Annotated in this window: 11 protein-coding genes and 1 pseudogene; 3 read left to right on the top strand and 9 right to left on the bottom strand. The window is 65.9% G+C overall.

Features of this window, described 5'->3' with window-relative positions:
- A partial coding sequence (locus ACFDSW_RS09495) for an alpha-isopropylmalate synthase regulatory domain-containing protein (RefSeq protein WP_375250046.1) occupies positions 1-550 on the top strand: 550 nt, incomplete at its 5' end.
- The gene (locus ACFDSW_RS09490) at positions 547-1,218 is read left to right on the top strand and encodes an HAD-IA family hydrolase (RefSeq protein ID WP_375250045.1); all 672 of its coding nucleotides are present in this window, start codon (positions 547-549) and stop codon (positions 1,216-1,218) included. The genes ACFDSW_RS09495 and ACFDSW_RS09490, both read left to right, overlap by 4 nt.
- 243 nt (positions 1,219-1,461) lie before the next feature.
- On the opposite strand, the gene ACFDSW_RS09485 is transcribed toward ACFDSW_RS09490, so the two are convergent.
- From ACFDSW_RS09485 to ACFDSW_RS09470, 4 genes and pseudogenes are all read right to left on the bottom strand, one after another.
- The gene (locus ACFDSW_RS09485; protein ID WP_375250044.1) at positions 1,462-1,890 is read right to left on the bottom strand and encodes a DUF1178 family protein; all 429 of its coding nucleotides are present in this window, start codon (positions 1,888-1,890) and stop codon (positions 1,462-1,464) included.
- Entirely contained in the window at positions 1,887-2,141 is a 255-nt protein-coding gene (grxC, locus tag ACFDSW_RS09480; protein WP_375250043.1) for a glutaredoxin 3, read from the bottom strand. The genes ACFDSW_RS09485 and grxC overlap by 4 nt, the downstream gene beginning before the upstream one ends.
- A 31-nt stretch (positions 2,142-2,172) precedes the next feature.
- The gene (locus ACFDSW_RS09475; RefSeq protein WP_375250047.1) at positions 2,173-2,643 is read right to left on the bottom strand and encodes a ComF family protein; all 471 of its coding nucleotides are present in this window, start codon (positions 2,641-2,643) and stop codon (positions 2,173-2,175) included.
- Between the two features lie 114 nt (positions 2,644-2,757).
- Positions 2,758-2,889, bottom strand: a pseudogene (locus ACFDSW_RS09470) (double zinc ribbon domain-containing protein); the annotation flags it as partial.
- A gap of 48 nt (positions 2,890-2,937) precedes the next feature.
- Between ACFDSW_RS09470 and ACFDSW_RS09465 the strand changes: the two are divergent.
- A complete protein-coding gene (locus tag ACFDSW_RS09465) occupies positions 2,938-3,777 on the top strand; it encodes a class I SAM-dependent methyltransferase (RefSeq protein ID WP_375250042.1) in 840 nt (279 codons plus the stop codon).
- 73 nt (positions 3,778-3,850) lie between these two features.
- Here ACFDSW_RS09465 and ACFDSW_RS09460 read toward each other — a convergent pair whose 3' ends face one another.
- The 5 genes from ACFDSW_RS09460 to ACFDSW_RS09440 form a co-directional block, all read right to left on the bottom strand.
- Positions 3,851-4,234 (bottom strand): response regulator, encoded by a 384-nt coding sequence (locus tag ACFDSW_RS09460; RefSeq protein WP_375250041.1) that lies wholly within the window; start codon positions 4,232-4,234, stop codon positions 3,851-3,853.
- A gap of 62 nt (positions 4,235-4,296) precedes the next feature.
- Positions 4,297-6,699 (bottom strand): ATP-binding protein, encoded by a 2,403-nt coding sequence (locus tag ACFDSW_RS09455; RefSeq protein WP_375250040.1) that lies wholly within the window; start codon positions 6,697-6,699, stop codon positions 4,297-4,299.
- Positions 6,684-7,892, bottom strand: a complete 1,209-nt coding sequence (locus tag ACFDSW_RS09450) for an EAL domain-containing protein (RefSeq protein ID WP_375250039.1) — start codon at positions 7,890-7,892, stop codon at positions 6,684-6,686. Before ACFDSW_RS09450 ends, ACFDSW_RS09455 begins: the two co-directional genes overlap by 16 nt.
- Before the next feature lie 380 nt (positions 7,893-8,272).
- The gene (locus ACFDSW_RS09445; protein WP_375250038.1) at positions 8,273-9,748 is read right to left on the bottom strand and encodes a flavin-containing monooxygenase; all 1,476 of its coding nucleotides are present in this window, start codon (positions 9,746-9,748) and stop codon (positions 8,273-8,275) included.
- A gap of 80 nt (positions 9,749-9,828) precedes the next feature.
- The coding region (locus ACFDSW_RS09440) for a translocation/assembly module TamB domain-containing protein (protein ID WP_375250037.1) at positions 9,829-11,671 on the bottom strand (1,843 nt) is incomplete at its 5' end.

Here is an 11,671-nt window from a genome sequence, read left to right as displayed (position 1 = left end):
ACGCAGCTACGAGGCGGTGATCCGCGTCAACTCACAGAGCGGCAAGGGCGGCGTCGCCTGGGTGCTGGAGCAGGACAAGGGTCTGCGGTTGCCCAAGCGGCTGCAAGCGGATTTCAGCCGTCATGTGCAGGCGCTGGCGGACGAGACGAGCCGCGAGTTGAACGCCGCCGATATCTGGGGCGCATTCGAGCGCGCCTATCTGACAGGCGATAGCGCGCGCTTCGTGCTGCGCGACTATGACGAGCGCGGCGCCGGGGGGGATCGTGTGTTCGTCGGGCGATTGTCGATCGACGGCGAGGAACGGTCGATTTCCGGGCGTGGCAACGGATTGATCTCAGGCGTGATCGCAGCCCTGGCGGACAGCACCGGGCCATCGCTCGACGTGATCGACTATAGCGAACATGGCATCGGCCATGGCGCCGGTGCGCAGGCGGTCGCCTATCTCGAATGCCGTACCGGCGACGGGCGGACCATCTGGGGCATCGGGATCGACACCGATATCGCCACCGCCAGCGTGCGCGCGGTGCTGTCGGCTGCGAACCGCGCGTGAGCGAGGGGGCGCGACGCTACGACGCCTTCCTGTTCGACATGGACGGGACGATCATCAACAGCATCCCCTCGGCCGTGCGCGTGTGGAGCGAATGGGCGATGCGCCACGGCGTCGATCGCGACGAGCTGTTCCGCGTCATGCATGGCGTGCGGGCGATCGAAACCATCCGCCGCTTCGCGCCGCACGCCGATGCGGACGCAGAGTTTGACTGGCTGCTGCAAGCGGAAATGGATGATGTCGCCGATGTCGTTGCGATCCCCGGCGCCATCGACTTCCTGTCGCGATTGCCGGCGGAGCGATGGGCGATCGTTACCTCCGCGCCCCTCACCCTTGCCGAACGGCGTCTGGCAGCGGCGGGAATCACGCCGCCCGCGCTGATCGTCACCGCCGACGACGTTTCGAAAGGCAAGCCCGCCCCCGATTGCTTCCTGCTGGCGGCACAGCGGTTGCGCTTCCCGGCCGATCGCTGCCTCGTGTTCGAAGATGCCGTGGCGGGGATCGCCGCGGGTGAGGCAGCGGGAGCGGACGTGATGGTCGTCACCGCCACTCATGCCCATCCGCTCGCGACCGACCACCCCTGCTTCGCCGATTATGCCGAGCTGACGCTATCGATCGCAGCCGACGGAAGGCTGTCGGTGGCCAGAACTCGGACGCCTGTCGATATCTAGGCGGGATCCGCGCACGACATCGTCAGCCGGTCGTTCCCCTTTTCCCTCTGGCCATACGCCACCGCGCGGTCGCGTAGCCGATGCCCAGAACGACGGCCAGCGGCCAGATCGGCACCGGCCTGGCTTCGCCGCGTGACAACCGGCGACGCGCCACTCCGTCCGCTGGTGGTGGCGATATCATGCGGCGCTTGGCCGCGGCGGGCTGCCGCGCGCCATATCGGCAGCCGGCCACGCGATCACCGTTCAGTTCAATTGCTCGGGCGGCGTAACGGGAATGATCAGCGGAGCGATCGGCACCCCCTCTTCCACCAGAGCCTTTACTTCGGTGGCATCCGCTTGGCCGTGGATCGGCGTATCGGGCCGTTCCCCGGCATGCATCGCCCGCGCCTCGGTCGCGAAATCGCGCCCCACCCAGCGCGACGATTTCAAGGCATCGGCCTGCGCCGCCGCAAGCGCCCGCCACAGCGCGGCGGCATCGGGCGCCGCAGCCGCCGAGGCACGATTGCCCTTGGCGCCGACATTCGGCGCCATCACCGCCTTGGAGACGCCGGTCGTGCCACACATCGGGCAAGTGACAAGGCCGCGCGCCTGTTGCTCGTCATAGGCGGCGCTAGACTGGAACCATGTTTCGAACACATGCCCCGCCTCGCACCGCAGATCGAAGACGATCACGCCAGCATCGGATCGAGCTTGCCCGCGCGTTCCAGCGCCGCCAGATCGTCCGAACCGCCGATGTGCGTGCCGTCGATGAAAATCTGCGGCACCGTCGTTCGACCCTGGGCGCGCTGGATCATCTCCTGCCGCTTGCCCCCGTCCATCGTGATGTCGGTTTCCTCGGGTGTGACGCCCTTGCTCGCCAGCAGGTTCATCGCGCGGGCGCAATAAGGGCAAAATGCCTTGGTGTAGATTTCTACCTTTGCCATGGGGGATAGGTGTGGTCAGGCGCGGCGTAAGTCAATCCGCTGACGAATCCGACGGCAGCACCCGCGCCCAGACGAGGATCGCCACCGACGCCGCCCCGGCACGCCGCAAGGCGGCAACGCAGGCATCCGTCGTCGCCCCGGTGGTGTATACATCGTCGATCAACACGATCCGGCGCCGCGCCACCGCCGCCGGCGTCGCCACCGCAAAGGCACCACGCACCGTCTTCGCCCGCGCGGCTGGATCAGCCCCGCGCAAGGGCGCCGTCGCGCGTGTACGGATCAGCAGGCGATGCGCAGTCGGCACGCCGGACAGGCGAGACAGCGCGTCCGCGATCAGCCCCGCCTGATTATACCCGCGCGACCACAGTCGCCAGCGATGCAGCGGCACCGGGATCAGCATCTCCGCATCGGCCGGCAGGTGCCGCCGCATCAGCCGCGCCGCCGTGATCGCGAAGGCGGCACGGCCATTGTATTTCAGCTTGAGCGCCAACGCGCGCGACACGTCCCCATATGCGACGGCTGCCGCGACACCCGCATGTGCCGGCGGGGTGCGAAGGCAGGTCGCGCAACACGCCCCCGCTCCGCGATCCACATCGAATGGCACGCCGCAGCGCGCGCACGCCGGCGGCCCCGGAAACCGCAAGCCGCCCCAGCAGACCGCGCAGAAACGGTGCGCGCCCTCGACGATCGCGCCACATCCTGGGCAACGCGGCGGCAAGACGAGATCGAGCAGGTGGCGGAACGGCACGTCGGCCTTGTGAGGCGTCGCGCAACACGGCACAAGGCGGCGCTCGTCATGGACACGCCCGCCATCTTCTCCGCCAGCGCGCGTCGACGCCAACGCGATCGCGCCGCCAACCACTTTGCCGATCACGATTTTCTTCGCGTCGCCATGCTCGATGGTATTGCCGACCGGCTATCGGCCGTGAAACGCTCCTTTGCCGACATACTCGATGTGGGTTGCTTCGACGCGGCATTCGTGCCGCCGTCCGGGGCGAAGATATTGCGTGCGGATCCCGGCTTCGCCTTCGCACGGGCGGCGGCCGGCGTTCAGATGGACGAGGATCGCTTGCCGTTCGCGGACGGCAGCTTCGATCTGGTCGTCGCCGCCGGCACGCTCGACACCGTTGACGACCTGCCGGGCGCGCTGACGCTGATCCGGCGTGTATTGCGTCCCGACGGGCTGTTTCTTGGTGCCTTCATCGGGGCGGGCAGCCTGCCGATGCTACGCGCCGCGCTGCGCGAGGCAGAACAAGACCGCCCGGTGGCGCGGCTCCACCCGCAGATCGACGTGCGTTCGGCGGGCGACCTGTTGCTGCGTGCCGGGTTCGCGCTGCCCGTTGCTGACAAGGAAAGCCTGACGGTGCGGTACGGTGGGCTTGGGCGACTGATCGACGATCTGCGCGGCATGGCGGCGGCGAACGTGCTGTCCGCTCGCCATCCGCTGCACCGCGCCGCGCTCGCCCGCGCCTCGGTGGCGTTCGCGCGCCACGCGGACCCGGATGGTCGCACCTCGGAGCGGTTCGAGATCGTTTTCCTGACCGGCTGGTCTCCCTCACCCGACCAGCCGCAGCCGGCGCGTCGCGGCAGCGGCACGACATCGCTGGCAGCGGCACTGCGACCAGGGGGACGATAAGGCGTTTCCAACGCGGCGCCCTGCCCGTTGCCAACTGCCCCCGCCCGCCCGAAACAGCCGGGCCGCGACCGGCCTAGATCAGTTCGTCGTCGCCATCGGCCAGCAGGCGGCCCATCGCCTCGAACAGCGCGTCCATCGCGACGGGCTTGAAGATCACGTCGTCCGCCCCGGCATCGAGGCAGCGCTGGCGCAGGTCGACCGCGGTATCGGCGGTGACGACGATAATGGGAAGGCGCGCCTTGTGATCGGTCCGCGCCCGGATGTGCCCGATCGCCGTGATACCGTCCATCCCCGGCATCCGCAGGTCGACCAGGATCATGTCGAAATCGTTGCTGTCGATCAGGCCCAGCCCGATCTCGGCGCTTTCCGCCTCCACCATCACGGCGCCGGCGACGTCGAGCATATCGCGCACGACACGCCGGTTCATCCGGTCGTCCTCGATGAAAAGAACGTTCATGGCCGACATGCGAAAACGGTTCGTCCTCGTTCTTTCACATCCGTAACGGACATTCCTCTAACCTATGCCGCCTGAAGCACAAGCGGCGATCCGAGACTTGCTACCGTAGCGGCGAGCGCTTTTTTCGTCACCGGGCGTTCGATAACATGTGCAACGCCCGAGGAGAGATAGTGAAGTCGCTGTATTTCATCGCATTTTTGCGTCAGCAGCGCGATAGGAACGGTTTCCGCCGCCGCCACGATAGGGGCTAGCGGCGCATCGCCCAGCGTCGCGGAATCGATCAGCAGCCGATGCGGACGCAATCGTGCGATCGCCGCGGGAACATCGGCCGGCGCGGCGAAGGCGACGCTGCCCAGATCGACGAACAACTGCCGCAGCATCGCCTGCGTGATCGGATTCGCCTCCACGATCAATACCGCGGGGCGCTCGACAACAACGTCCGGCGCCTCCGCCTCGATCAGCGGCAGGTCCAGCGTGAACGTCGCCCCTTCGCCCAACCGGCTGCGCACCAAGACGTCGCCCCCCATGGCGCGAGCCAGATTACGGCAGATCGACAGACCCAGCCCGGTACCGCCGAACTGGCGCGTCGTTCCCGTATCCGCCTGTCGGAACGATTCGAAGATCAGATCGTGAGCTTCTTCGGCGATGCCGATGCCGGTGTCGGTCACCTCCAGCCGCAATTGCCCGTCGATGCCCGCGATCGTCAAATCGACCGAGCCCTGATGGGTGAATTTCACCGCGTTCGACAGCAGGTTGAAAACGATCTGCCGTAGGCGCGCCGGGTCCCCCACGATCCAGCGTGGCGCCTCCGACAGATGGGTACGGAAGGCCAGCCCCTTGCCGATCGCCGGATCCCGCCATAGCCGCGCGGCATCCGCGATCGTGGCGTGCAGATCCATCGGGAGCGCCTCGATCGTCATTTTGCCCGTCTCGATCTTGGCGACATCGAGGATATCGTCGACCAATGCGCGCATCGTCGTTCCGGCGCCATGGACCACCGACAGGCGCTCGCGCATCGCCGCGTCCAGCGCGGTATCGCGCAGCATGATCTGCGTCATGCCGAGAATGCCATTGAGCGGCGTGCGGATCTCATGGCTGGTCGTTGCGAGGAATTCGGTCTTGGCGCGCAACGCCTTCGCCAGTTCGGCATTGCTCGCCTCCAGCCCGTCGTTGGCGGCACGCACCTCATTGCGGCTGCGGCGGATCGTCACCAGGCCGAACACCAGCAAGCCGACCACCACACCTCCGGTGAGCGCCACGCCGATGAAAATCATCCGCTCGGTGCGTGCCGCCGACCGTTCGAACGCCACCGTCTTCGCGAGATCGGCGGCCTTCAGCCGGGTGATCCGCAATTCCTGGTTGGCGTAATCAAAGCGGGCCGCCGCGAGCGCCGCGCTGTTGGAGCGCGCGATCTCGGTCGCCTGATCGTCGAGCCGCTTGAGCGCTGCAAGATGCGCCAGGGCGCGCTGATTGTCATGCGTCGCGAGGAAAGTACGATAGGCTACGTCGTGAGCGTCGCGGTCGGCCAGGACGGTGGTGGAAAGGTCGACGCCCTGAAAACGCCGTTCGACCAGCCGCCGCGCGGTGGCAAGATCGCCCTGTCGCAACGCCACCGCCGCAGCGACGTCATACAAACGGTCGCGGAACGCCGCCATGCTCGGTGCCTGCGCCAGCGGCAGCGCCTTGTCGATCGTCCGGCGGGCGGCGGCCACCTGGCCCAGCTTCAATTGCGAATCGGCGACCTCGCCGAGCAGTTGCACTTCGAGAGCTTCGCTCTTCATGTCGCGCACGATCGCCAGCGCACGATGGTAGGCGTCGATGGCCGCCTTGTAACGGTTCAAACTATTGAAAGCAGCGCCCCGGCCGCTGTAGATCGCCAGGGTCAGTCCGGGATCACCCCCCGCGGCATCGATCGCCTGATCGAAATAGCGCAGCGCATTCTCGTGATCGCGCGCGCGATTGTACAACATCGCGATCAGGATCAGCGCCTTCGCCTGCCCCCGCGTCTGATCGAACTTCAGATACAGCTCATGCGCGCGCTGAAGCTTGGGCAACGCGGCCGTCACGTCGCCGGAGTCGGTCAGCGCGTCTCCCAAGGCGAGGAGAATATCGGCGTGGAGTGGCGTATCCGCATCGGCACCGAGCATCGCCGATTCGGCGGAACGGAGGATCGGTAGCGCCTGCTGCGCCGCCCCGATCCGATTGAACCCCTCGCCGATCAACCATTCGCTCGTCGCGATCTGCCGACGACGCATGTCGGGATCGGCGGTGTTCCGTACCTCCTCCCGCGAAACGCGTGCCAGCGCGATCGCGCGCGCGGGATCGGCGAGCATCACCGCCTTTACACGCGCGACATCCGCATCGAACTCCGTAGCATTTTTCGCGAACGCGGCAGGCGACAACAACAGCGTTGCATGCACCGCGATAAGCGCCAGCAGCCGTCGCGCGATCACCCGCGCTTCCATGCGCCGGCCAGTTCAAGAAATGACTGGCGCGTTTGCCGGGCAGCGCGCGCGCCCCCTTCGTCGCGCAGGAATGCGATCAGCGCGTCGAGGCCGATCGGCCGGCTGATGAGGAACCCCTGCACCAGATCACAGCCCATGACCGTCAACAACGCCAGCGCCGCTGGCGTTTCCACCCCCTCCGCCACCACTTCCATATCGAGCGCATGCGCCAGATCGATCGTCGAGCGAACGATCAACGGATCGCGATTGGAACTGGTTAGCTGGGTGACGAACAATTTGTCGATCTTCAGCTCGCTCGCGGGCAATTGCTTCAGATAGGCCAAGCTCGACAATCCTGACCCGTAATCGTCGATCGAAATGCGGATGCCGATCGCATCGAACCGCTTCAGGTTTGCGATCGCGCCCGCGGGATCACGGATGACCGAGGTTTCGGTGACCTCGAACCCGATGCTGGCATCCCCCGCGTCGTCGATCAGCTTGCACGCCGCCTGCACGAACGCCGCGTCCGCAAGCAGCTGACCCGAGATGTTGATGAACACGCGCAGATCATGCCCGGAGGCGCGCAGCACGCGCTGATCCCGGATCGCGCGGCTGATCGTCCACAGGGTCATCCGATCGATCTGCTGCCCCCGCTCGGCCGCCGTGATGAAATCGCCCGGCAGGATCAGCCCGCGCTCGGGATGCTGCCAGCGGATCAGCGCCTCGACGCTCGCCACCGCCTGACTACGCGCGTGAACCTTCGGCTGGTACATCAGTACCATTTCGTCCCGATCGAGTGCACGATCGATTTCCTGGGTAAGCTGAATGCTGGCTTCCCGCGTATCGTCGAGCGTGTGTCGCACCGTCGTGACGCCCTGACGCGCTTCGGCGAGCGCGGCCTCGGCCTCCTCGGCCAGTAAGACATCGTCGCTGCCGGCGCGCCCACAGGCGCCGCCGATCAGTATCGAAAGCCGGTGCCATTCGCCATCGAGGTCGAAGGCATCTTCGCAGGCGGCGTAGGCGCGCCGGATCGTATCATCCAGCACATCATCGGTATCGCTCTCGAAATCGACTTCGATCATCCGCTGTCCGGCGACGTGAAGCCTCGCATTCGGCAGCGTATCGGCAAGCCGGTCGGCAAGATCGTGTCCCAAAAAATTCGCCCGCGCGGTGCCGAGCGAGCGACGGAGCGCCGCGAAATTCGCAATCTCCACCGCGAGCCGGCACCGCCACGCCGGACGCGGTAAACGACCGATCGGGAACGGGCCCCGGGGAAGGCGCATGGGCGCGGCAGCTTTGGACGAACTGGCCATATCGCCATTCGGGGTAAGCACAACTCTTGAAGAATGGCTTAAATCCGGAGGCGATTATGCTGGATCGGACGTTAATGATGTTGAACCATGGTTAATGTCGCGTTATCTATAAAAGGCCTCCGCACGAGGCAGAGCACAACGGGGAGACAGCCATGCTCGCGTTCATTATCGCCCTGATTTACGGCCATAGCATCAAGCCTTGGTAATAACGGTCGGCCCGGTATCGCTGCTTTGACAGTGATACCGGCCTTCCTCTCAGGGCTGATCCTCGGCCCTTGCGGTCAGGCCGCGCGCTTGCCCGGCTGTGGTGCGGGGTTAGAAAATTCCATACTGTCATCCACTGATCCGAACCGCAGCGCCATCACGTCGAGCGCGTAATTCTGGTTCAGTTTCCAAGGTTTGCGATTACCCTGCTGCGGCAGACGGTCCAGTGCCCGCTGAATATAGCCCGAGGTGAAATCGACGAACGGCTCCGGCGCGACCGGGTCGGCACCGATCCGGGGCGTCGCCTGCCGCAACCCACGTTTCGCCATCGTGTTGAGCAGCCGGCACATATACATCGCCACCAGATCGGCCTTCAGCGTCCACGACGCATTGGTATAGCCGAAGGTGAAGCTGAGGTTCGGCACCTCGGAGAACATCATCCCCTTATATTGCAGCGAATCGGTCAGCCGGATCGGCTGCCCGTCACGCTCGAACGCGATCCCGCCCATCAGCGACACCTCCAGCCCGGTGGCGGTGACGATCACCTCGGCGGGCAATTCCTTGCCCGACGTCAGCAGAATGCCGCGCGGCGTGAAACGCTCGATCGTATCGGTCTCGACGCTGGCGACGCCTTGTTTGATCGCATCGAACAAGTCGGCGTCGGGGACGAGGCATAGCCGCTGGTCCCACGGGTTGTAGCGCGGCGTGAAGTGCGTCGCGACGTCGAAGTCCGGCCCCAATTGCTGACGGACCATGCCGATCAGCCTGTCCTTGGTCCGCTCCGGCCGCTTGCGCGTCATGCGATAGAAGAACATTCCGAGCAGGACGTTCTTCCAGCGCGTCAGCCCATAAGCGGTACGGGACGGCAGCCTGGCGCGCAGCCAGTTGGCGACCCGATCCTGCGCGGGACGTGAGACGACATAGGTCGGCGAGCGTTGCAGCATCGTCACATGCCCGGCGCTCTTCGCCATCGACGGCACCAGCGTCACGGCGGTGGCGCCGCTGCCGATCACGACGACCCGCTTGCCCGCATAGTCCAGATCCTCCGGCCAGAATTGCGGGTGGACGATCTGGCCCGCGAACGAATCCTGGCCAGCAAAAACCGGGCTGTGTCCGCGATCATAGTCGTAATAGCCCGAGCACATGTGCAGCCAATTGCACGTGAAGCTGGCCCGCGACCCATCCCCGCGCAACGCCTCGACCGTCCAGGTCGCGCTCTCGGTCGACCAGCGCGCAGCGATGACCTTGTGCCCGTAGCGGATCTTGCGATCGATCCCGCTCTCGCGCGCGGTATCCTCGATATAGGCGCGGATCGACGGGCCATCCGCGATCGACTTCGCCGCGGTCCACGGCCGAAAACTATATCCCAGCGTATGCATGTCGGAATCGGAGCGGATCCCCGGGTAGCGGAACAGATCCCACGTTCCCCCCATCGCAGCGCGCGCTTCCAGGATCGCGTAACTGCGCCCCGGACAGCGATCCTGCAGGTGCCATGCGGCGCCAATGCCGGACAGCCCCGCTCCGACGATCACGACGTCGATATGCTCGCTCATGCGATTTCCTCTCGACGGCAATGCTAACCGGGTTGTCAGTAGCGGAAAAGAACCTTTTTCCCTCGCCCTATCCGCTGTCGTCAGAAATCGCGGGAATATCGCAGTTGCACGTTCGACCCGCCGAACGAGCCGGCTTGCGACAGCACGCTGATCGCCCGCGTGAGCGCAATTGTCAGCTGGGTCGCGGTGAAGCCGCGGGCGTCGGTGACGATCTCGATATAGATATCGTCGGTCAGGTATTTGCCCGCCGCCAGCGACGTACCGCGCCCACTCGCCTCATCCGCGCCGAGCACCCGCAGCCGGTCGAACCCGGTCGCCGAGCGCAACTTGCCGAGCGGATTGAGCCCTCCGCCAGATCCGCGGAGCGAGTTGAGCGCCGCCGCCAACTGGATCGCCTCGGTCGCGGACAGGTTCTCGGGATTGGTGCCGAACAACAGCCGGCTGACCACCTCGTCCTGCGGTAGCGACGGCGTCGAGGTGAAGGCGATCTGCGGCCGCTGGCCAGTCCCGGTGATCGCGATGTTGAACGTCACATTGTCGTTCGTCGTGGTGGCAAGGATATTGATGTCGGGATCGGTCAGCGCACCACCCCGGAAGCGCACCTGTCCGCGCTGCAACTCGAAACGCTTGCCAGCGAAGGAATAGGTGCCGCGAACCACGTCCAGCCCGCCGGTGATCACCGGCGCGGCGGAAGTGCCGCCGATGCGCATGTCCATCTGCCATTCGCTTTCCAAACCCATGCCGGAAACGAACAGCTGATTGTCCGCGCGGACGCGCAGGTCGAGCTTGAACAGCCCCACCGGCTCGGCCGTCGGTCGATCAGTGGGACGCGGCTGACGGACGGCGCTCTTCTTCCGCACACCGGATAGTTCGGGCACTTCGGCCGCGCCCTGCCGGATGATTTGATAGCGTGCGTTCGGCACGGTGACGGTGCCGCTGATCAGCCCCCCGTCCGCGTTCTTCTGGATTCGGATGTCGCCGCTCGCGGTGGCGCCGAGCGCGTCGGATCGCGCCAGTTGCGCGTTACGCATCGCGACGCGAACATCCATCGGGAAGCCCTGTGCCGCCGCGAGGCTGACCGTCCCCTGCGCCTGTACGGTGCCCTGCCCCGCGCGCGCCTGCATCTGCGTCAGATCAAGCCGATCGTTATTGAAACGCGCTCCGATACGCATGTCGGTCAGGCGGGTGCCGTAGGTTTCATTCTCATAGGTCAGATTGTCCGCGCGGATCAGCCCGTTGATGCGCGGCGCGCTGACCGTGCCGCCGAAATCGGCCGCCACCGCGATCGGACCGGACAATTGCTGCTGAGCAAGCCCGGCGAGGCTGAACAGCACGCCGGACGGGCCGTTGTAACGGATCCCGCCCGACAGCGGCCCCTGCATCAGCCGCGTTGTCCAGCTGCCGTTGCCGCTAGGGGTCAGGGTCGCGACCACGCGGCCCACCGGCATGTCGTTACGCCGGAACAGCGCGCGCAGGTCGCCATTGGCATCGGTCAGCCGACCCTGCATCGCGATGTCGATCGGCTCCGACACGCTGGCCAGGCTGGAGCGGGTGAAATTCGCGATGTTGAGCCGCATGTCCGCCTGGGGCATCGCCTGCCCGGTACGCTGCACGTAATCGACGCTGCCGGTCGCTTGCCCGCCGACGCCGAGATTGGGCACCAGCGCGTTGAGCAGCGAAAGGTCGAGACGATCGAGCCGGGCCTGCGCTTCGGTGGTGCTCCCGCCGAACCGCCCGGCGAGCCGCATCGTGCCGCGGTCGAAGTCTAGCCGTGTCGGCTCCAGTCGATAGCCACCGCCCGCCTGGGGCACGATCCGCGCCGCCTGCGGCGTGCGGAAGTCGACATTGTTCGCCTGCCCGCGCAGCGCGACCAGATAAAGATTCGGCGACAGTCGCGAATTGACTGCGAGGCGGAATGGCACG

The sequence above is a fragment of the Sphingomonas sp. genome, assembly GCF_042091075.1.
Lineage (GTDB): Bacteria > Pseudomonadota > Alphaproteobacteria > Sphingomonadales > Sphingomonadaceae > Sphingomonas.
Note: the sequence above shows the minus strand (reverse complement) of the source record. Positions and strands in the feature narration are given on the sequence as shown.